General features: G+C 31.1%; 19 protein-coding genes and 2 riboswitches. Of the genes, 18 read left to right on the top strand and 1 reads right to left on the bottom strand.

What is annotated here, in order from left to right:
• Positions 1-281: 281 nt before the first annotated feature.
• The 12 genes from I6U51_RS00585 (at position 282) to I6U51_RS00530 (ending at position 13,010) form a co-directional block, all read left to right on the top strand.
• Positions 282-1,979, top strand: coding sequence for a methyl-accepting chemotaxis protein (locus I6U51_RS00585; RefSeq protein ID WP_211140658.1), 1,698 nt, complete (start codon positions 282-284; stop codon positions 1,977-1,979).
• Positions 1,980-2,133: 154 nt separating this feature from the next.
• A riboswitch (SAM riboswitch) is annotated at positions 2,134-2,241 on the top strand.
• A gap of 218 nt (positions 2,242-2,459) precedes the next feature.
• The gene (locus I6U51_RS00580; RefSeq protein ID WP_343069422.1) at positions 2,460-3,272 is read left to right on the top strand and encodes a MetQ/NlpA family ABC transporter substrate-binding protein; all 813 of its coding nucleotides are present in this window, start codon (positions 2,460-2,462) and stop codon (positions 3,270-3,272) included.
• A gap of 70 nt (positions 3,273-3,342) precedes the next feature.
• On the top strand, positions 3,343-4,782 hold the full coding sequence (pdxR, locus tag I6U51_RS00575; RefSeq protein ID WP_211140656.1) for a MocR-like pyridoxine biosynthesis transcription factor PdxR: 1,440 nt from the start codon (positions 3,343-3,345) through the stop codon (positions 4,780-4,782).
• A 219-nt stretch (positions 4,783-5,001) separates the two neighbouring features.
• Positions 5,002-5,106, top strand: a riboswitch (SAM riboswitch).
• 97 nt (positions 5,107-5,203) lie between these two features.
• Positions 5,204-6,754 carry a methyl-accepting chemotaxis protein gene (locus I6U51_RS00570; protein WP_343069414.1) on the top strand — a complete coding sequence of 517 codons (1,551 nt, stop codon included), beginning with the start codon at positions 5,204-5,206 and terminating at the stop codon, positions 6,752-6,754.
• A gap of 115 nt (positions 6,755-6,869) precedes the next feature.
• On the top strand, positions 6,870-7,340 hold the full coding sequence (locus I6U51_RS00565) for a YbaK/EbsC family protein (RefSeq protein ID WP_211140655.1): 471 nt from the start codon (positions 6,870-6,872) through the stop codon (positions 7,338-7,340).
• Positions 7,341-7,734: 394 nt separating this feature from the next.
• Complete coding sequence (locus I6U51_RS00560; protein WP_211140654.1) at positions 7,735-8,400, top strand: amino acid ABC transporter permease; 666 nt, start codon at positions 7,735-7,737, stop codon at positions 8,398-8,400.
• On the top strand, positions 8,381-9,058 hold the full coding sequence (locus I6U51_RS00555) for an amino acid ABC transporter permease (RefSeq protein ID WP_211140653.1): 678 nt from the start codon (positions 8,381-8,383) through the stop codon (positions 9,056-9,058). The genes I6U51_RS00560 and I6U51_RS00555 overlap by 20 nt, the downstream gene beginning before the upstream one ends.
• An 18-nt stretch (positions 9,059-9,076) precedes the next feature.
• A complete protein-coding gene (locus tag I6U51_RS00550; protein WP_211140652.1) occupies positions 9,077-9,820 on the top strand; it encodes an amino acid ABC transporter ATP-binding protein in 744 nt (247 codons plus the stop codon).
• A gap of 27 nt (positions 9,821-9,847) precedes the next feature.
• On the top strand, positions 9,848-10,729 hold the full coding sequence (locus I6U51_RS00545) for a cysteine ABC transporter substrate-binding protein (RefSeq protein ID WP_211140651.1): 882 nt from the start codon (positions 9,848-9,850) through the stop codon (positions 10,727-10,729).
• A gap of 159 nt (positions 10,730-10,888) precedes the next feature.
• On the top strand, positions 10,889-11,323 hold the full coding sequence (locus I6U51_RS00540) for an Rrf2 family transcriptional regulator (RefSeq protein ID WP_211140650.1): 435 nt from the start codon (positions 10,889-10,891) through the stop codon (positions 11,321-11,323).
• Positions 11,324-11,560: 237 nt separating this feature from the next.
• The gene (locus I6U51_RS00535) at positions 11,561-12,130 is read left to right on the top strand and encodes a LemA family protein (protein ID WP_211140649.1); all 570 of its coding nucleotides are present in this window, start codon (positions 11,561-11,563) and stop codon (positions 12,128-12,130) included.
• A 79-nt stretch (positions 12,131-12,209) separates the two neighbouring features.
• Positions 12,210-13,010 carry a TPM domain-containing protein gene (locus tag I6U51_RS00530; protein ID WP_211140648.1) on the top strand — a complete coding sequence of 267 codons (801 nt, stop codon included), beginning with the start codon at positions 12,210-12,212 and terminating at the stop codon, positions 13,008-13,010.
• A gap of 18 nt (positions 13,011-13,028) precedes the next feature.
• Here I6U51_RS00530 and I6U51_RS00525 read toward each other — a convergent pair whose 3' ends face one another.
• Complete coding sequence (locus I6U51_RS00525) at positions 13,029-14,108, bottom strand: hypothetical protein (RefSeq protein ID WP_211140647.1); 1,080 nt, start codon at positions 14,106-14,108, stop codon at positions 13,029-13,031.
• A gap of 337 nt (positions 14,109-14,445) precedes the next feature.
• On the opposite strand from I6U51_RS00525, the gene ortA reads away from it, so the two are divergent.
• The 6 genes from ortA to I6U51_RS00495 all read left to right on the top strand — a co-directional run bounded on the left by ortA (position 14,446) and on the right by I6U51_RS00495 (position 21,360).
• The gene (ortA, locus tag I6U51_RS00520; protein WP_211140646.1) at positions 14,446-14,757 is read left to right on the top strand and encodes a 2-amino-4-oxopentanoate thiolase subunit OrtA; all 312 of its coding nucleotides are present in this window, start codon (positions 14,446-14,448) and stop codon (positions 14,755-14,757) included.
• On the top strand, positions 14,757-16,178 hold the full coding sequence (ortB, locus tag I6U51_RS00515; protein ID WP_211140645.1) for a 2-amino-4-oxopentanoate thiolase subunit OrtB: 1,422 nt from the start codon (positions 14,757-14,759) through the stop codon (positions 16,176-16,178). The genes ortA and ortB overlap by 1 nt, the downstream gene beginning before the upstream one ends.
• A gap of 70 nt (positions 16,179-16,248) precedes the next feature.
• Positions 16,249-17,592, top strand: a complete 1,344-nt coding sequence (locus tag I6U51_RS00510) for an APC family permease (RefSeq protein ID WP_211140644.1) — start codon at positions 16,249-16,251, stop codon at positions 17,590-17,592.
• 199 nt (positions 17,593-17,791) lie between these two features.
• Positions 17,792-19,321, top strand: a complete 1,530-nt coding sequence (locus I6U51_RS00505; RefSeq protein WP_211140643.1) for an efflux RND transporter periplasmic adaptor subunit — start codon at positions 17,792-17,794, stop codon at positions 19,319-19,321.
• Positions 19,322-19,421: 100 nt separating this feature from the next.
• Entirely contained in the window at positions 19,422-20,120 is a 699-nt protein-coding gene (locus I6U51_RS00500) for an ABC transporter ATP-binding protein (protein ID WP_211140689.1), read from the top strand.
• Between the two features lie 67 nt (positions 20,121-20,187).
• On the top strand, positions 20,188-21,360 hold the full coding sequence (locus I6U51_RS00495; RefSeq protein ID WP_211140642.1) for an ABC transporter permease: 1,173 nt from the start codon (positions 20,188-20,190) through the stop codon (positions 21,358-21,360).
• Positions 21,361-21,486: the final 126 nt, after the last annotated feature.

Genomic DNA, 21,486 nt, shown 5'->3' with positions numbered 1-21,486 from the left:
TAGGGCTTAATAGTAAATATTTAAGGAATATTTAATAATTAATTTAGGTAAAGTTTATATTTTATCTTTATAATAGAACTATAGCATTTAGATTAAAAACAGCAGTTAATCATAGGAGAGGTAAAGGTTGTCATTGATAACTATATAACGAAAAAAATTGGTTTTTTATATATTTAATGTATTAATTTAGTAAAGATTCATTTTTATATTACGATAAGTAAAAGTGGTATTATAAATAATTATAATAATTATAATTATTATATATAGAAGGGGATAATTCTATGAACAAAATTTTAAAAAAATTCAAAATATCTACAATAATAATGTCAATGTCGATTTTAGCTATTGTTTTTTCTTTAACGATAGGTTGTTTAGGTTATTTTGATATAAAAGAAGTCAACGATAACTCAAGTGATATGTATCACAATATGACTATGCCAATATCCCATATAGGGTCACTAAGAGCAGACTTTTTTGCTGTTAGAGTTAGTGTTAATAAATTAGGCACTAACTACAGTAATGATTATGACTTAAAGATTAATGAATATGATGCAAAGATTCAAACCACATTAAAAAGCTATTTAGCCACTGAATTAGATACTACTGATAAGGAAGGTCTTGATAAATTTCAAAAAGAATATTCTGATTATATGAATTTGTGGAAAAAGGTTGAGCCTTCATTAGCTAAAGGTGAAAAACTTTCAGCTGAGGATACTAAAAAACTTGAGAGCATAGGTGAATCAATTGAAACTACTCTTAAAGGATTAAGAGATTATAATGTTGATTTGGCAGCAAAAACTGATACAAATAATGATAAAGTTTATGATAGGAGTGTAAGAAGTTTTATTATTATGAACATAGTTGTCATAATAACATTTGTACTAATTTCAATTTTAGTAATTTCATTTATCAAAGTTTACTCAAAAGAAATAATTGATTATATGGCACGAGTTTCCACTGGAGACTTTACTGAGAAGATAGAAGGGGACTCAAAAAGCGAATTTGGAATTATGAAGGCTTCTTTATCTAAAACAATTGAAAGTATTTCATTACTAATAAAAAGTATTCATGAAAAATCTCAAATTATCGAAGAGAGATCTATTTCGTTATCGACAGTATCGGAAGAAATGGCCAGTTCATCAGAAAATGTTTCTGCTGCGATACAACAGACTTCTGTTGGAGTAGCATCTCAAGCTAATGATTTATTAGAGATTACAAGTGTATTGAATAAATTTAGTTCAGAGCTTGAAACAATGGTTAAATCTATAGAAGATATACATTCCAATTCTAATGATATAAATTCTATGGCTAATGAAAATCATAAAGATTTACAAAGCCTCGTAGAATCTGTAACTAGAATAAATAATTCTTTTAAGGATTTTGCCGTAAAAATCTCACACATGGGTAAAAATATCATCCAAATAAATCAAATAACAAATGTTATAAATGGTATTGCAGAGCAAACTAACCTACTTGCTTTAAATGCTGCTATTGAGGCTGCAAGGGCTGGAGAGTCAGGAAGAGGCTTCTCTGTAGTTGCTGAAGAGATTAGAAAGCTTGCAGAAGAATCTCAAGTTTCATCTAAAAATATAACTAACCTTATAGCTAACATTTCACAAGAATCAAGTGATATGTTAAGAAGTACGGATATTATGAGCGGTGAATTAAACAATCAAGTTACCGTTATAAATACATCTATAGAATCCTTTAAAAAGATTATAGATGCAGTAGAAGGGGTTATTCCTAAAATACAGGTTATTAACTCATCTGCATCAAATATAAATAATGATAAAGATGTCCTTTTGGAGAAAATGTACAGTTCATCCTCTGTAGCAGAGGAAGTATCTGCTTCAACAGAAGAAATTGCTGCTTCAACAGAAGAAATGAATGCTGCTTCACAGCAGGTAGCTGATTCAGCATGCTCACTTAATGCTTTAACTAAAGAAATGATGGAGGATGTTAATAACTTTAAGCTATAATTATACAAGTCTAAACAAAGCTGTATGGCTGATGTCACACAGCTTTTATTATGGAATTTAGTATGTTGATCGACCGTAAGCATCAGATAAAAAAGTATTGACATGCAGCTTTTATGTTATTATAATGTAAATTAATAAATTGAATAACAATTCTTACTTATCAAGAGAGGCGGAGGGACTGGCCCTATGAAGCCCGGCAACCAGTATTATTTTATATAATACATTGGTGCCAATTCCAGCAGCGAAGGCTGAGAGATGAGGATAGCGATGAGTTTCAAGCTCGAGGTTTTCCTCGGGCTTTTAATTTTGCACTTTATAAGAATATGGCCGGCCGAAAAAATAGTTATATTCTTATAATTGCTAGTAAGCCCAGCTTAGCCCCGTTAAATATATCTGTGTCTGCCTTTGAGGTAGAGATTTTGCAAAATCATATAAACTAAAATTTGATTTATTAAGACTAAAATATTAGGAGGTAATTTAATTATGAAAAAGGTTATATCAATTGTTATATCATTAATTTTTGTTTTTGCACTAGTAGGATGTGGAGAGAAAAAAGAGGAATCGTCCAATAAGGACACTAAAAAAGTGATAAAAATAGGTGCAACGCCTGTACCACATAAAGAGATACTTGAGCAAGTAAAACCAATACTTCAAAAAGAAGGATATGATCTTCAAATCGTTGAATTTACTGATTATGTAACACCAAATACAGCTTTAAATGATGGAGAACTTGATGCAAACTTCTTTCAGCATATACCTTATTTAACTAAATTTAATGAAGAAAAACATACTGAATTAGACTATACAGTTAAAGTTCATATAGAGCCAATGGGAGTATATTCAAAGAAGGCTAAAAAATTAGAAGAACTTAAAGATGGCGCTGAAATAGCTATACCAAACGATCCAACTAATGGAGCAAGAGCATTAAAAGTATTACAAAGTTCTGGACTTATAAAGTTAAAGGATGGAGAGCTAATATCTAAATTAGATATAACTGAGAACAAAAAGAATATTAAAATTAAAGAACTTGATGCACCACAACTTCCAAGAGTTTTAGATGATGTAGATGCTGCAGTTATCAATACGAACTATGCAATTCAAGCAAACCTAAATCCTACTAAAGATGCTATTGCAATAGAATCAAAGGATTCACCATATGCTAATGTAATTGCAGTTAGAAAGAAAGATAAAGACGAACCATACATTCAAGCATTATCTAAGGCGCTAAACTCACCAGATGTTAAAAAGTTTATAGAAGATAAATACAAAGGAAGTATAATACCAGCATTTTAATATAGGTTTTTATTTAGAAATCTTTATTTATCACCTCATTTATGTGAAAATATAATTGAGGTGAAAATTTATGTTTATTGATATAAAATTAGATAAAAACACACCTGTGTATATACAACTAAAAGACCATATATGTGAGTTGATACTTAGAGGAATGTTAAGAAGCGGAGAAAAACTTCCATCAACAAGGGAGCTAGCTTCAATTCTAAATGTCAGCAGAAATACTGTTATTAATGCTTATGAGTTTCTCCAAGAGGAAGGTTTTATATATATGGAAAAAGGAAAGGGAGCTTTTGTATCAGATGTAAAGGTAAACTTTCAGGAGAAATGGACTGTTGATTGGAGTAGCCATATAAATAACTATGCAAAAGCTTCAGAAGAACTGGATATAATAAAACATGAAACAAAGTGGAAAAAAGGCATGATATCCTTTAAAAGTATAGCGCCTGATGAAAGTCTTTTTGATGTGGAGGAGTTCAAAAAATCTTTCCTAAATAGAATTTCAATAGAAGGCGAAAAGATATTAAACTATGGATATGCTCAGGGATATAAGCCTTTAATCGAATACTTATTTAAATATATGAGTAATAAAGGTGCAAATATCGAAGATAAAGATATACTTATTACAAATGGTTTTACTGAGGGGTTTGATTTAATATTATCAAGTCTAACTGAAAAAGGAGATAAAATATTATGCGAAAATCCTACTCATAATACTGCTATAAAAATTATGAAACTTCATGGTTTAGAAGTCGTAGGGGTAGATATGGAAGACGATGGTGTGAGTATAGATAAATTAAAAGAAAAGCTTTCAAAAAACAAAATTAAATTATCTTATTTTATACCATCATATCATAACCCTACCGGTGTAGTAATGTCGGTAGAAAAAAGAGTGGAGGTATATAAGGCGCTGAAAGTTTATAATATACCTATAATTGAGGATGGATTTAATGAAGAACTTAGATATTCAGGAGCACATGTTTCACCAATTGCATCATTAAGTGGTGAGGGAAATAGTGTAATATACATAGGAAGCTTTTCAAAAATACTTTTCCCAGGAATAAGAGTGGGGTGGATTTTAGCTGATAAAAAGCTTATAAACTATTTAGAAAGCGTAAAAAGAAGCAGGAATATTCATACATCCTCTCTAGATCAGGCTATTTTTTATGATTATCTTAGTGGAGGAAACTTTGAAAAGTATATTAAAAAAGCTAGAAAAGTTTATAAGGAGAAATATGAATTTGCAGTAGAATGTGCTAAAAAATATATTCCATTTAATAAGCTCTTTGGAGAAGGTGGTCTTCATATTTTTATAGAATTAAATGATATTAAATCTAGAGAAGTTTTAGAGAAATGCTATGAGAAGGGGATTATTTTTACACCGGGGGACATCTTTTATACAGATAATAGAGGATACAATACTCTAAGATTAGGGTTTTCACGAGTAAGCAAAGAAGACATAGAGAAAGGCTTTAAAATAATTGGTGAAGTTATCAAAAATAAGATTTAACAAATATCTATATTTCGATAAACATCAATACAGAAAGTGAAAATTTAAAATTTATATAAAATCATTAGCCCTATATTTGACATAGGGTTTTTTCTTTGGATAATAGTACATGTATTTCTAAATTAAGTATTGACATAATAAAATACAATCAATATAATTATATATAACATATATGATTAGTAGGAAAAATTAAATTATTTAAAAACTTAATACATTATATTCTTATCAAGAGAGGTGGAGGGACTGGCCCTTTGAAACCTCGGCAGCGGGTTCTTTTTAGAATACTGTGCCAAATCCAACAAGATTATTTTTGAGAGATAAGAAGAGTAGCTTGCATAGGCCATTAAGCCTCTTCTTTTGTAGAAGAGGTTTTTTATTTTATGTTTTATTTTGAAAAATTCATGCACAGGGGGTTTTTGTTGTGGACGCTAAAAAAATTATATTATTAACTAATATTATTTGGATAATAACTACAATAATATTAGTTATGACGATAATGAAAATAGTTTTAAAATCTTTAGGAATGATTAATATATCAGTATATAAGATGGCAGAGGGAGATTTGACTAAAAAGATAACCATAAGTGAGAAGAGTATTTTTAAAAAATTATGTTTGAACATAAATTTATTAGTATTAAAAATAAGGGGCTTCATAAACGAAACAACTATAATGACAGATAAGGTTATAAATTATTGTGAGGATTTAGAGAAAAGTGCACATCAGGTAGAAATATCTGCAAATGAAACATCCTCAGCAATAAATGAGATATCTAATGACATGACAGCACAATTGAATAATATGATTGAAGTGGATAAATATATTGGTGAAATTGTGTATGATTACAAGGTAATTAGTGAAGATGGTGAGTTAATAGAGAACATTGCATTTTCTATGATGCAGCATGTAGAGGATAGTAATAAAATCTACAAACAACTAACAGAAAGAATGAAGAATTCTGCATCTTCAAATTTAGAATTGGCACTTCAGATAAAGAATTTGAATGAAAAAGCTTATAAGATACAGAGCATTGCAGATGCTGTAAATGGAATAAGTAGAAATACAAATTTACTTTCATTGAATGCATCAATAGAAGCTGCTAAAGCAGGTGAAAGCGGATCAGGATTTGCTGTAGTAGCAAATGAAATACGAAAATTAGCAGGAATTTCATCTGTTCAAGCCAAGGAAATTGAAAATATAATAAATGATGTTAAAGTTATGATAACTGATATAAGCAACAAAATGAATAGAGAGACGGAAGTTATAGAACAAAATATAAACTTCTCAAATTTAACTAAAGAAAATTTAGATAAAATATTTATAGAAAGTGAAGATACTTTAAAGTCCATAAAAAACATAAATAAAACTATCTATATTCAAAAAGAAAAGGTGTTGTCTATAAAAAGTGTAATTGGGGAAACTACTAAACTGTCGGAAAATATTACTGCAGCAACACAGGAAGTAGCTGCAGCTTCAGATGAGCAATTAACATCTATGAAAAATTTATTTGGTTCAGTGTCTAGTCTAACAGGCATGAATAAAAATTTAAAGGATCGTATAGATTCTTTTGCTAAAAGTTATAAAATAGATGAGGAAACTAGAAAACATATTGAAAAAGGTATGGAAATACTAAGAGAAGTAGCAAAGGCTGAGGGCTTAGCAACTATGGATTATAATATATGCACTAAAATACTTAAAGAAAATATAGATAAATGTCAGTATTTTGAACTTTTTGGATTGTGTCAAAAGGATGGGTTAAGAAAAGCAATAACTTTAGACTATACAGAAGAAGAAGTTTATACAAGCTTTTCGCATAGACCATTCTTTAAGGAAGCCATAAAAGGAAATGAATACAAATCTGAACCATATATATCTGTAGACACTAATAATTATTGTATAGCAATGTCAGTACCGGTAAAGGATAAAAAGGGAGAAATTGTAGGTATGCTAGTAGGAGATTTATTATTAGGATAGGCTTTATTAATTAAATATTAGAGTAAAATCTCTATATATTTAATTTTTAGGTATATTTAAAATATTAATAAAAAATTGCAATGGGGCTTTGAAAGATAAAAAGGAGGATATTAAAGTGAGCGTAGAAAATGTAAGAAATTTTTTTAAGGAAAGAAATCTGGAAGATCCAGTATTTGAATTAGAAGACAGTGGTGCTACAGTGGAGCTGGCTGCTCAAGTTATAGGAGTAGAAGCTAAGCTTATTGCTAAAACTCTGGCATTTAAATTAAAGGAGAAGGACATATTAGTTGTAACTCGTGGTGACGCTAGAATAGACAATAAAAAGTTTAGAACTTTTTTTAAAACAAAAGCTAAGATGCTTGATTTAAATGAAGTAGAAGAGATAACTGGCCATCCAGTAGGTGGAGTATGTCCATTTGGTTTAAAAAATTCTTTGGAAGTTTATGTAGATGTATCCATAAAAAATTTTGATTTTGTATATCCAGCTGCGGGTTCACGAACAACTGCATTGAAGATATCCCCAGAAAATATTCAAGAGCTTACTAATGCTGAATGGATAGATGTATGTCAGAAAGAATTAGCTTAAATAAATACTACTTTTTCTATTGACATATTAATTAATAGTGCATATAATAATATTATCAAATAAAACATATAGGAATAGTATGAAAAGCAAAGATGAGAAGAAGTAAGTGAATGGAAACTGACAGAGAGAAATCTCCATTGGGTGCAAGAGATTTTGAGTGGAAGTTAACTGAAATGCGTCTCGGAGCTCTGAATCGAAATTTAGTAGACTTCAGTGGGCACGCCCTTTAAAGCGTTGAGGTATTATTGTACCAATATTTATGAGTTGTTATGTATTTTATTTCTAATACATAATAAACAGAGTGGAACCGTGGAAGTTAACTTCTGCCTCTGTAATGGAGGCAGGAGTTTTTTGTTTTTTAAACTAAAAGAATGATGAGAGAGGTAATAAATATATGATTGTAAATTGGAAATTTGTTGTAAAAAATTTATACTTATATGAAAAGGCAGCATTGCTTACATTAAAACTTGCATTTTGGGGAATATTGTTTTCTATAATACTTGGTCTTATATGTAGCGTAGTACAGTATTATAAAATAAAAGTACTGAGAACTATTGTCCAAGCTTATATAGAACTTTCACGTAATACTCCATTGCTCATACAATTATTCTTTTTATATTATGGATTTACCAAATTTGGTTTAAAAATGAGTGAAAATACTTGTGCAATAGTAGGACTTACATTTTTAGGGGGAAGCTATATGGCTGAAGCTTTCAGGAGTGGAATTGAAGCTGTTGGTAAGACACAAATTGAATCAGGTCTTAGTATTGGACTATCTAACACTCAACTTGCTAGATATGTAATATTACCTCAGGCGTTTTCTGTAAGCATACCAGCTTTAAGTGCAAATTGTATCTTTTTATTAAAGGAAACTTCTATTTTAGGTGCAATATCAATTTTAGATCTAATGAATGTAACAAAAGATTTAATAGGAATGTATTATCAAACCTTTGAATCATTATTTATGTTGGTAGTTGCATATCTAATCATACTGTTACCTTTATCAATCCTTCTTACATTGTTAGAAAGGAAGGTGCGCTATGCAGAATTTGGCAATTAGAGTGATTTTTGAGGGATCAAACCTTCAAAGGTTATTTGGAGGTTTATTAGTAACTGGTGGGATTGCTTTTATTTCAATCATTTTAGGTTCTTTACTTGGTATAATCTTTGGAATTATTAGGACTTCAAAATCAAAAGTCGTAAGTTTTGTTGGACGTTTATATCTAGAATTATTTAGAATAATACCAATTCTTGTTTGGCTTTTTATTGTGTATTTTGGAGTTACAACTGCATTAGACATACAATTGAGTGGTGAAGTGGTTTCTGTTATTGTTTTTAGCCTTTGGGGTGCAGCAGAAATGGGTGATATCGTAAGAGGCGCATTAGAATCTTTGCCAAAACACCAAATTGAATCTGGGAAAGCTCTTGGACTTAACTTTTGGGGACTTTACAGGTATATCCTTATACCACAAGCTATAAGAAGAATGCTTCCAGGTGCAATAAATTTAGCCACAAGAATGGTTAAGACTACTTCTCTTGTAGTATTAATAGGTGTTATAGATGTTATAAAGATAGGGCAGCAGATCATAGAACTTTCTCGTTTTAAAGTTCCTACAGCATCTTTTTGGGTTTATGGTTTTGTATTTATACTATACTTTATAATCTGTTATCCTCTATCAAGAATATCAAAAAAACTGGAAGCTAAATGGCAGAACTAGGGAGATACTGTAACTGACATGAAAAATAATGAGGTATTAATTAAAATAAATGACTTACATAAGGAATATTCACAGAAAAAAATATTGAATGGCATTAACCTAGATATACATAAGGGAGAGGTTGTCGTTATATTAGGACCATCGGGATGCGGAAAGAGTACTTTACTTAGATGTCTTAATGGTCTTGAGAATATTCAAGGAGGTAATATAAAGTTCGCAGATAAAAGTCTCACAGATAAAAGTGTTAATTGGCAAGAAGTTCGTCAAAAAATAGGAATGGTATTTCAAAGCTATGATCTTTTTCCACATATGACGGTTATTGAAAACATACTTTTAGGACCAACAAAAGTTCAAAAAAGATCTAAAGATGAGGTAATGAAACAAGCAGAACAATTGCTAGATAAAGTTGGCTTACTTGATCGTAAGAATTCTTATCCGCGTGAGCTTTCCGGAGGGCAAAAACAAAGAATAGCTATAGTACGAGCTTTATGTATGAATCCAGAAATAATGCTTTTTGATGAAGTAACAGCATCACTAGATCCTGAAATGGTAAGAGAAGTTTTAGAGGTTATATTAGGTCTTGCCAAACAAGGTATGACCATGGTAATTGTAACTCATGAAATGAACTTTGCTCAGTCCGTTGCTGACAAAATAGTCTTTATTGATGAAGGTAAAATATGTGAACTTGCTAAACCAGATGAATTTTTTTTAAATCCAAAAACTGAAAGAGCGAAACAATTTTTAAATATATTTCAATATTAAATTTAACAAATGAAAGGAAGATGTAAAATGAAAAATGTTAAAAGAATTTTAACAAGCTTAATTGCTGCAACATTGATAGTAGGGGGACTAGTGGGCTGCAGTGCTTCAAAAACAACTTCAACAGATAACAAAAAAGATACTTCTCAATCAAATAGTAGTTCTATTAGTGAAATAAAAAAACGTGGTACTATTAAAATTGGTGTTTTCAGTGACAAGGCACCTTTTGGTTATGTAGATTCAAATGGTAAAAATCAAGGATTTGATGTGTATATTGCTAGAAGATTTGCAAAGGATCTTTTAGGGGATGAATCTAAAGTTGAATTTGTATTAGTTGATGCTGCAAGTAGAGTTGCCTATTTGGAATCAAAAAAGGTTGATATAATAATGGCAAATTTTACAGTTACAGATGAAAGAAAGCAAAAAGTTGATTTTGCCAATCCTTATATGAAGGTTTCTCTTGGAATAGTATCTCCAGATAATGCTAAAATTACGTCAGTTGATCAATTGAAGGGTAAAAAAATTATTGTTGCAAAAGGTACAACTGCTGAAACTTATTTAACAAAAAGCCTTCCAGATGTACAATTAGTAAAATATGATCAATACTCAGAAATATTTGAGGCTTTAAAAGATAAACGTGGTGATGCTATAGCTAATGATAATACAGAAGTACTTGCATGGGCAAAGAAAAATCCAGGATTTACTGTTGGTGTACCAAGCTTTGGTGGTCAAGATACAATAGCACCTGCTGTTGCAAAAGGCAATAAAGAGCTTCTTGACTGGATTAATAATGAACTTGAGACTCTTGAAAAAGAAAATTTTGTACATAAAGCATATGATGAAACATTAAAATCCACTTATGGAGATGAGTATAAAGAAAATCTTGTAATTGAAGGTGGAAAGGTAAAATAAATAAAATTTAAAGTTCCTTTTATCTTACCTTTAGAGTATTTTTGAATATGTTTTGTTAATATTAAATTTAAAATTGATTTTTGAAAGCTCTATTTATATAATAGTATTGGTATATAATAATGCTATTATATAAATAGGCTTAATAAGAAAGGTGATTATGTGAAAATTTCAACTAAAGGTAGATATGGGTTAAAAGCACTTATTGATATAGCTATGTATTCTAACTCTGAAGTAGTAACATTAAAAAGCATTTCAGAAAGACAAAATATTTCAGAAGGATATTTAGAGCAAATTTTTTCAGCATTAAGAAAAAGTGGCTTAGTTATAGGAAGAAAAGGAGCTCAAGGTGGTTATACTTTATCAAAGTCTACTAATACAATAACTATTGGGGAAATATTAAGAACTCTAGAAGGAGATTTAGATTTAGTAGATGTTAATAATACAAATGCTGCGGATGATTTAGAAAGATGCATAAATGAAAACTTATGGAATGTAATAAATAAAAATATTAATGATTATTTTGACAGTATTACATTAGAGGATTTAGTTAATAAATATAAAAATGAAATAAATAACTTTATGTACTTTATTTAAATGAATAACAGTTTACAAGAATTTATTTTACAATGCGTACTAAGTGCGACATTTTTTGTCGTTTATAGTGATAATAAAACGAGTTTTTCAATTTTTTACTTATGCATTAAAAATATAAATTTTTCATGTTAAAGGCTATTTCTCTGGATTTAGAAATGAGCCTTTTTTTATTTAGTATATTTATTTAAAAAATCCTTAAAATAAATATACTAATATCCTAAAATGGTGGTGAAATAAATGAATAAAGGGCTAAAAGTACTCTTGATTATTTTAGGTATACTTTTGGTTATATTTTTACCTTTAATAGGTAGTTATAACTCTTTAGTAGGACTTGAGCAAAGAGTGAATGCAGCACAATCTAATATAGATACACAACTTCAAAGAAGATCTGATTTAATTCCTAATTTGGTGCAAACTGTTAAAGGATATGCTTCACAGGAACAAAAAATATTTACTGATGTTGCTGATGCAAGGTCTAGACTAGCAGGAGCACAAAATATTTCTGACAAAGCAAATGCAGATGCTCAGCTATCGACAGCCCTTTCAAGATTGCTAGTTGTAGTCGAAAGGTATCCAGATTTAAAGTCTAGTCAAAATTTTAAAGATTTATCTGTAGCCTTGGAAGGAACCGAGAATAGAATAGCTATTGCTAGACAGGATTATAACACTACTGTAAATAACTATAATACATCAATAAAAAGATTTCCCAATTCTATAATATCAGGTATGTATGGTTTTGCTCCAAGACCATACTATAAGGCGAGTGAAGGGGCACAGGAAGTCCCAAAGGTGGACTTTACAAAATAGCTTGATTTTATAGCTTAGAATCAAAGAGAGATTTAAGCTGTAATCTTGCTAGTGTAAGGTACATAAAAGGTAAACATATATGAAAAAAATAAAAAATAATTTTAAAATAACTAAATTGTTTTTTATCTTTATATTAATTTTTAATTTATCTTCGCCTAATATTATAAAGGGAGCTTCAAATATACCTAATCCAACGAATTTAAAATATATAAATGATTATGTTGGAATTGTTGATGATAATACTAAAAACTATATTGTATCACTTGGCAGTGAATTAGAAAGTAAAACTGGTGCGCAGATGACTATAGCTATAATAAACTCATTAGAGGGAAGAGATATAGAATCTTATTCCAATGAACTTTTTAGAACTTGGGGTATAGGACAAAAAGGTAAGGATAATGGTCTTTTAATATTATTATCAGTAAATGATAGAAAGTGGAGAGTAGAAGTAGGGAGAGAACTAGAGGGGACAATAACTGACATATATTCTGCTAGAGTTATGAATAATACAGCAGTACCACTTTTCAAGGAAAACAAATATAGTGAGGGATTAAGCAATGCTTATTCAATTTTTGCAAAAGATATAGCTAAGGAATACAATATTACCTTACAAGGCAATAGAGAAGTTAATAACGTTACTCAGCAGCAAAAGGTGAAAGTTATAAACCCTATTGTTATATATATTATCTTAGGAGTCTTTGCTTTTGATATCATATTAAATAGAGCTAGAATAACTAGATTTCTGCTTTATGCAATGTTTTGGAATTCTTTTTGGGGCGGTGGCCCAAGGGGAAGAGGCGGGGGAGGTCCCGGTGGGGGAGGCTATGGTGGATTTGGCGGTGGGAGCTCTGGCGGTGGAGGTTCTTCAGGAAATTGGTAAAATACTGCTCCGAAAAAATTAATTTTCGGAACAGTATTTTTTTATTGCATCAGTCCACACTTTGATTTCTTTTTCGTTAGCCCACTGAGCCATAATCATGGTTTCGTTTTTACCTAGTTCTAGCTCCAGAGCTGGGTTACCAAAAGTACCATTAGAATATGGATATATAGTTAGCTTATAAGATGTAAATATTCCAACCATATCTTTGTTCGGCGATGAAATTACATCTTCTGTATCAGGCAATGTTTTTACGATAGACTTGTAGCTTGTATATAATTCATTATTTGAAGATACACTTTCTGGTAAATAGAGCTCTGTGTTGTATAAAATATAATCATTATATGTAGCGCATTTAAAGGTTTTTGCTATTTGAGGCAACCACCTACCGTCCTTTCTTCCGATCTTCCAGAATTCGCCGGATGTAGTATTTATAGCATTTTTTTCGGAACATTCCCCTAAGTTAATTTTTTGATTCCTATATTTGTTTATAATAGGTATAGATTTTTCACTAAATACATCTCTCATAGTGACCCTGTTTTTTGTACTTTTATAGTTTGTCAGATTTTCTAAATCTACTATAGCACAGGTGTTATCACGGTAAAATTTATTACCATCATGTGAAATTATATATGTAGAAACTCCAACGTAATTCTTATCAACAAAAGTTAGTTTGTTTCTATAGGTGCTGAATTTGTACTGGAAGGTTTCAGGAGTGTATCCATCTCCAAAATCATGGGCTACAAGATATTCAATATAGTCCTTTGTATTTGTGAAGTTATATCTAACAGGCTCAATTTTCCAAAGGCTATTCTTATGAGGAACGACAACAAAATTTATTTCATTTATAATTTTTAAATTATTACTACTATCAGGTGTAATCCATAAAGTTCTATAAGTGCTTATATCCTTATCTAAGTCATTTCTAAAACTAATCAGTAGGCCTGAGTTAAACTCTGAAGATAGATTAGGATTAAAATTGAATGATTTATTATTAATAAGTTTATGGAAATATATTTTAACGCTAAAAATGAATAAGACAACTATAAAAAAAACTGACAAGCATAAGGAAAAATTTTTTTCTCTTTGTGAAAAATTCATAGCCTACCTCCCTTATAGGAAACCTATTTCTGCTAGCATAAAGCAACCTGATTAATCTTAATAATTATCTCTACATAATTAAACATATGATTATAAAATTACTTTTAATATAAAAATAGATTTAAGTTTATTTTGAGAATTTTGAAGGGGTATTTTTATAAAATTTCATTTGTGTAAATTTTTTTACTGGAAACTATTGAACTATAGTTGCATTTGTGGTTAATTGTAATAAATGGGGTAATTTCTCATAAGCATATAATGTGTATTTAGGAAAACAAAAAATAAATACATGTTGTATAGGTTTGTTAAAAACAAAAAATAGAGAGGGGAATTTTACATGGGGGTAAAAGCAAAGAAAGGTGATTGGGTCCAAATCCACAGCATAGTATTAAAGGCTGAAGAAAGAACGGGGAAGATTCCAGAAGACACGAAGAAGGTTCCACTTGAAATGTGGGTAAAGGGATTTTTAAATGATGACTCTAATTTTGGAGATATAGTTTCTTTAACAACTTTAACTGGAAGACAAGTGAAAGGAGAACTTGTTGAAGTTAATCCAAAATATATTCATAGCTTTGGAGATGAATATGTTCCAGAACTTTTAAGGGTTGGCATACAAGTTAGAAGTATTTTGAAGGAAGGTGAAGACTAATGGTTAAAGATAATAGTTATTCAGCTGTTATTGGAAGAAATACAGAAATAATAAAAAATGCAACAGGTGTTGATTATTCAAAATACGAATCTGGCGGAATTGCTTTCGATTATGAAAAAATGATGAATGACATTGGATATACGTTAGAAGATATAATAAAAATACAGAGAGAGGTAGGTGTTGGGAATACACCTCTTTTGGAGTTGAAAAACCTAACTACTTTAGCGAGAAAGACTGCTGAAAAAGGTAAAGGAGCAAGAATATTTGTAAAAGATGAGCAATGTAATCCATCGGGAAGTTTCAAAGATAGAAGAGCATCAATTTCGGCATATCAAGCTAAAAAGCTAGGATATAAAGGAATTGCTGCTTCAACCAGTGGAAACTACGGTGCAGCTGTTGCGTCACAAGCAGCAATGAGAAACTTAAAATGTATAATTGTACAGGAGTGTTATGATTCAAAGAAAGTTGGACAACCAGAGATATTGGAAAAGCAGAGAAAGTGCGAATCCTTAGGAGCAGAGGTAATCCAGCTATCTGTGGGACCAGAACTTTTTTACACTTATCTAAGAGTGTTAGAAGAAACAGGATATTTTAATGCATCTCTTTATTCTAACTATGGAATAGCAGGTGTTGAGTCTCTTGGTTATGAAATAGCAATGCAGTGTAGGGAAATGCTAGGAAGAGATCCAGACTACGTTATTGCAACTCAAGCAGGTGGCGGAAACTTAACCGGAACTGCTAGAGGACTTATAAAAGCAGGAGCAGTGAATACAAGAGTTTATGGAGCAAGTGTTGATTTATCAGGGCTACATATGGCTTCTGATAAAGATTTTAATAAGAAATCCTTTACAACTGGTCATACCGGGTTTGGCGTTCCTTATGCAACTAATCCAGATCATTCTGATGTTCCAAGAAGTGCAGCAAGAACATTAAGATATATGGAAGAATTTTTAAATGTTAAACAAGGAGAAGTGTTCTATATGACAGAGGTTTTAGCTAATTTAGAGGGAATGGAAAGAGGACCAGCAGGAAACACATCCTTAACAGCGGCTTTTGCTTTAGCTAGAGAATTAGATGAAGACAAAGTTATAGTAGTTCAGGAAACCGAATATACTGGAGCAGGAAAACATCCATTACCACAATTATCATTTGCCAAAGCTAATGGAATAGAAATTAAATTTGGTAATAGTGATGAGGAAAAAGCAGGGATAAATATAATTCTTCCAGAGCATCCAGCACATATAAAAACTAGGTTCGCAGATATGAATAAATTAAGAAAATCATATATTAAAAATGCTGCAAAACATGTAGGGGCAACAAGTGCAAATGAAGAAGATATACAGTTCTTAATGGAGGACACAAGATCAAGTAGAGAATTTGTCATTGAAACTTTAAAAGAATTGAGGATAGAAATTAAGTAGTATGTATAGGATTCCAACGTATTAGCGGTGGAATCCTATAAAATATATTAATGAAAAGGGGGAATTGTTTATGGAGGGAAAAGAAAATACGCCGATTCTAAAAAGAGAGATTAATCTCATGCAGGCTACACTGCTTGTAGTTGGTATAGTTATCGGAAGTGGTGTTTTCTTTAAGCCATCATCTGTATTCAAAAATTCTGGAGCACCAGGGCTTGGAATTCTTGCTTGGGTAGTTGGATGTATAATAACGGTAGCTGGGGCGCTTACTATTGCTGAAATAGGTTCCGCTATTCCTAAAGCAGGTGGATTATTTGTTTACTTAAGAGAATTATATGGGGAAAAATATGCATTTTTACTTGGTTGGGTACAAACACTTGTATACTATCCAGGGATGTCAGCAGCCTTAGCAGTAGTTTTTGCGACGCAATGTACAAGCTTTATAGATTTATCTCCAGCAGGCCAAAAGGCAGTAGCTATAGGACTCATTATATTTCTTACTATTGTAAATCTTATTTCTACTAAGTTTGGAGCAAAATTTGCGGCAGTATTTACTATTGGAAAGCTTATACCTATAGCTGTAATTATTGTATGTGGTTTTGCTATGGGAAAAGTTCATGAATTTACTCCAATGACAACTTCAGCCAGTACTGGAGCAGGTTTTGGGGCTGCGCTCTTAGGAGTTCTGTTTGCTTATGAAGGATGGGTTGCAGTAGCTAATATGGCTGAAGAAATGAAAAATCCTGCTAAAGATTTACCAAAAGCTATAGTCATAGGCTTGACTATTATTACTATAGCATACTTAGGTGTTAATTTAGCAATAATTAATACAATGTCAGTAGCTGATGTTGCTGCGTCTAAAAAAGCGGCTTCCGATGCAGCTGTTATACTATTTGGGCCAGTAGGAGAAAAGCTTATTGCAGCAGGTATTTTAATTTCTATAACTGGATGCTTAAGCGCATTTATAATGACTGGTGCAAGAATACCTTATGCAATGGCTATAGATAATATATTTGTATTTAAAAGCTTCTTTAGAAAGTTAACTGAAAGGCAAGCTATTCCTGCTAATGCACTTATATTTGAAAGCATACTAGCTTGTATATATGCTTTATCTGGATCTTTTGATACTTTAACTGACTTAGCAGTATTTGTTATATGGTTATTTTTTATACTTGGCATAGCGGGTGTATTTAAATTAAGAAAGAATTTCAAACACCTTATACCACAAGATTCATATAAGGTTCCATTATATCCCGTGGTTCCTATAATAGGCATAGTTGGAGCGCTATATGTTGTTATAAGTACTCTTTTAACTGGAACTGCTAATGCATTATTTGGGCTTGGAGTTACTTTAGTTGGGTTCCCAGTTTATATGTACATTAAAAGATCTGAAAGTAATAAAGGAATTTCAATGTAAACAGAAATAAAGCTATAGAATCCTGTTTAGTTTCTTTATAGAAGCTAAGCAGGTTTTTTATTTGTTTACAAAATGTTAATAAGTTTGACACTAAGATGTCAAGCAATAGATATATATTTAAGAGTATGTTTAAAAAATTTTAAAAAAATGTTTACTTAATATTTAAATATAAAATGCTTATAAGGGAAGGGATGAATTTATGCAAGCTACCAAAATAAAAAAAATCTTAATAGCTCTACTTGTAGTAACTGTAGTTGGATCAGCATCATATTACGGTTATAAAAAGTATACAAGCAGTAAAACAACTACTACAGCTAAATTTGCAACAGCTAAGGTTAAAAGGTCAGATATAGCAGTAACTGTTGAAGGAACAGGAACGGTTACTTCAGCTGAAGAAACAGATATTTATTCTTCTAATGGCGGTATTGTACAACAATTACCTTTTAAACTAGGGGATACTGTTAAAAGTGGTGATTTGTTTTGTAGAATCGACGATACGACTTCACAGAAAAACATAGATACAGACAAAAACAATATAGCTCAAAAAACTCTAGACTTGAAAAATCTTGAAATTACTTTGGATAATTTATACATAAAAGCTCCTATTGACGGAACCGTAAAATCAGTATTTGCTGCTTCTGGAGATGATGTAGCTTCTCTTAAACCAGCATATGGTGGCTTAGCTGTAATTACTGCAGGTAGTGATGGATCACTAGAAATACCTATACCTTTTCCACAGTCAGGAAAAATCTCACAAGTATATGTATCAGCAGGTAGCACTGTAAAAAAAGGAGATACTCTATTTAAACTTGATGATTCAACTATAAAAAACAATATGGAAGCAATAAAGTTACAAATACAACAGCTTCAAAATGATTTGAACACTCAACAAAATAATTTAGCAAAAACTTCAATAATATGTCCAAAGGATGGAATTATATCAACTTTAAACATAAAACAAGGTGATTATGTTGATAACACTAAACTTATAGCTGCTATTATAAACCCATCCAATTTACAAATAGTAGTACCAATAGATGAAATGGATATAGATAAAGTAAAAGTGGGAGAAAATGCGACTATAAAGGTAGATGATATAAAAGATAAAACATATACAGGACATGTAGAAAAGGTTTCTCAAGTTGGAAAGACGACTAATAATGTTACTACTTATGATGTTACATTATCATTAGATAACTCAGAGCGATTAAAGGTAGGAATGAATGTCAATGCAACCATTGCCGTTGAAGAGAAAACAAATGTACTAGCTATACCAACGGAAGCTGTTACAGAAAGAAATGGCAAAAAATATGTAATTGTTCAGAGTAATACTTCAAGTAATGGCATTACTAGCAAGGGAAGTAGTAATGTTCAACGTAATAATGATACTAATAGTAGTGAAAATAATAGTTCTCAATCTAAAAATGGGAATTCTAGCACAGGCAACAATAATCAATCAAGAAATAATTCATCGGGACAGAATAGTACAAATAGAAATTCAGCAAGCATTCCAGGAAAACTTGTTGCTGTACAAACCGGAATACAAAATCAGAATATGGTTGAAATAATTAGTGGACTTTCTGAAAATGAAACAGTGATAATACAATTTCCACAGTCAAATAACAGTAACCAAAATATGATGAGAAGTGGAATGAATGGAATGAATGGCGGATTCGGAGGGACTGGAAATGGAGCCGCTAGAACTTCAGGTGGCGGTGGTAGAAACTAATATAGGTAACTACATTAAATTACTAGGTAAGTTAAAGGATGTAGTTGTTTATATCCATATTTAGAAATGAGGGATAAATTTGAGTTGTGCTGTAATTGAAATGAAGGATATCAGTAAAGTGTACAAGGCAGGAAGTAATGAATTTAAAGCACTTTATGATGTTAACTTAACTATAAATAAAGGTGAATTTGTATCTATTGTAGGGCCTTCAGGTGCAGGTAAATCCACATTAATGAATATTATAGGATGTCTTGATAAGGCATCTTCAGGACAATATATGTTAGATGGAATAGATACTAATTGTAGCGATGGTAAATTGGCAGAAATAAGAAATAAAAAAATAGGCTTTATATTTCAAAATTATAACCTTCTACCTAAGCTAAGTATATTGGATAATGTACAGTTACCGTTAATATACCAAGGAATTAATGATAAAGAAGCAAAACAAAGATCAATTGAGAGATTGCAGAAAATAGGACTTGGAAACCATATAAAACATAAGCCCTCTGAACTTTCCGGTGGTCAAATGCAAAGAGTTGCTATAGCAAGAGCATTGGTTACTAGGCCAGAAATGATACTAGCTGATGAGCCTACAGGGGCATTAGATAGTAAAACTGGCAAAGAGGTTTTAGAAATTCTTAAACAATTAAATAATGAAGGTAATACAATAGTTCTTATAACTCATGATAGGGATATTGCAGCACAAGCAAAAAGAGTAATAACAATAAGTGACGGAACTATAGCATCAGATGAGGTAAAGATTGATTCAGATGTGGCTTATACCTTATCCAAATCATAGTTGAACTTATAAATGATAGGAATACAATAAGAATTATTAAAAATCCTTAAAGGAGAGAATAGTAGAGATGAAATTCACGAGTATAATGAAGATGGCGTTTTTTTCTATACTATCAAATAAGATAAGGTCTCTTTTGACTATGCTTGGGATAATAATAGGAATTTCTTCTGTTATAGTTTTAGTAGGCATGGGAGAAGGTACTAAGCAAAAGGTTGCTTCGCAAATAGAAAAATTGGGAACTAATCTTATAACGGTAAATATAGTAGGTAACAGAAATAAGGCTGTATCTACTAGCGAGCTAGAAGAATTAAAGAAAAAGCCAGGGGTAAAGGATATAGCACCAGTGCTAAATCAAGGCAATATAAACATTAAAGGCGGTGATAAAACCGCAACCACTACTATGGAAGCTAGTACTCCTAATTATTCTACAATCAGAAAACTCAATGTAGATAGCGGAAGATTTATTGAACAAAATGATTTGGACAACAGATTCAAAGTAGCCGTAATAGGTGTTACTGTAGCAGATGAACTTTTTGGTAGTAGAAATGTTGTAGGAGAAACTATAAACATAAATGGATACAACTTTAATATAATTGGAGTCTTACAGGCACAAGGAGGAAGCGGCGGAAATTCAGGAGATGACAGGATAATAGTCCCACTAACAACAGCGCAAAGAATATTGAAAAGCAGAGATATTAGAACTTTTTATATTGAAGCATCAGACAAGGATAGTGTAAGTGAAGCAATGGGATATTTACAATTATTCTTAAACAAAAAGTATAATAATGATACAAAAAGTTATAGAATATTTGACCAAACAAGCTTATTGGAAACATCTAATCAAGCAAATGATAGCATGACAGCAATGTTGTCTGGAATAGCAGGAATTTCACTAGTTGTAGGTGGCATTGGTATAATGAATATAATGCTGGTATCTGTTATTGAAAGAACAAAAGAAATTGGTATTAGAAAAGCTATAGGAGCTAAACGGGAGAATATACTCACGCAATTTTTAATTGAAGCAGGAAGTATAAGTGGCATAGGTGGAATGCTTGGTGTGCTATTTGGGTATGCCTTTGCGTACATTGGAAATAACTACTTAAAAATGGATATTACAATATCAAATAATGTTGTTGCTGTTGCTTTCTTATTTTCTGTACTTGTCGGAATAGTATTTGGTATGTATCCCGCGAATAAAGCTTCTAAACTAAATCCAATTGAGGCTTTAAGATTTGAATAGACTTTGTGTGGGAAACAAAGCAAAAAATTAATTTCCCTACAGAAGTGAGAATTATATATCTTCAACTATGGGTAAAAGTATTTTAGGGTAGAATACTGTTAAAACTAATAAAATTAGTTTTAACAG

The organism is Clostridium aciditolerans, from assembly GCF_016316925.1.
Lineage (GTDB): Bacteria > Bacillota > Clostridia > Clostridiales > Clostridiaceae > Clostridium_AM > Clostridium_AM aciditolerans.
Note: the sequence above shows the minus strand (reverse complement) of the source record. Positions and strands in the feature narration are given on the sequence as shown.

What these genes read in the sequence shown, in the direction of transcription:
- I6U51_RS00585 (WP_211140658.1), top strand. Translation starts at nt 282, where the DNA reads ATGAACAAAATTTTAAAAAAATTCAAAATATCTACAATAATAATGTCA.
- pdxR (WP_211140656.1), top strand. Translation starts at nt 3,343, where the DNA reads ATGTTTATTGATATAAAATTAGATAAAAACACACCTGTGTATATACAA.
- I6U51_RS00560 (WP_211140654.1), top strand. Translation starts at nt 7,735, where the DNA reads ATGATTGTAAATTGGAAATTTGTTGTAAAAAATTTATACTTATATGAA.
- I6U51_RS00555 (WP_211140653.1), top strand. Translation starts at nt 8,381, where the DNA reads ATGCAGAATTTGGCAATTAGAGTGATTTTTGAGGGATCAAACCTTCAA.
- I6U51_RS00550 (WP_211140652.1), top strand. Translation starts at nt 9,077, where the DNA reads ATGAAAAATAATGAGGTATTAATTAAAATAAATGACTTACATAAGGAA.
- I6U51_RS00545 (WP_211140651.1), top strand. Translation starts at nt 9,848, where the DNA reads ATGAAAAATGTTAAAAGAATTTTAACAAGCTTAATTGCTGCAACATTG.
- I6U51_RS00535 (WP_211140649.1), top strand. Translation starts at nt 11,561, where the DNA reads ATGAATAAAGGGCTAAAAGTACTCTTGATTATTTTAGGTATACTTTTG.
- I6U51_RS00530 (WP_211140648.1), top strand. Translation starts at nt 12,210, where the DNA reads ATGAAAAAAATAAAAAATAATTTTAAAATAACTAAATTGTTTTTTATC.
- I6U51_RS00525 (WP_211140647.1), bottom strand. Translation starts at nt 14,108, where the DNA reads ATGAATTTTTCACAAAGAGAAAAAAATTTTTCCTTATGCTTGTCAGTT.
- ortA (WP_211140646.1), top strand. Translation starts at nt 14,446, where the DNA reads ATGGGGGTAAAAGCAAAGAAAGGTGATTGGGTCCAAATCCACAGCATA.
- ortB (WP_211140645.1), top strand. Translation starts at nt 14,757, where the DNA reads ATGGTTAAAGATAATAGTTATTCAGCTGTTATTGGAAGAAATACAGAA.
- I6U51_RS00510 (WP_211140644.1), top strand. Translation starts at nt 16,249, where the DNA reads ATGGAGGGAAAAGAAAATACGCCGATTCTAAAAAGAGAGATTAATCTC.
- I6U51_RS00505 (WP_211140643.1), top strand. Translation starts at nt 17,792, where the DNA reads ATGCAAGCTACCAAAATAAAAAAAATCTTAATAGCTCTACTTGTAGTA.
- I6U51_RS00500 (WP_211140689.1), top strand. Translation starts at nt 19,422, where the DNA reads ATGAAGGATATCAGTAAAGTGTACAAGGCAGGAAGTAATGAATTTAAA.
- I6U51_RS00495 (WP_211140642.1), top strand. Translation starts at nt 20,188, where the DNA reads ATGAAATTCACGAGTATAATGAAGATGGCGTTTTTTTCTATACTATCA.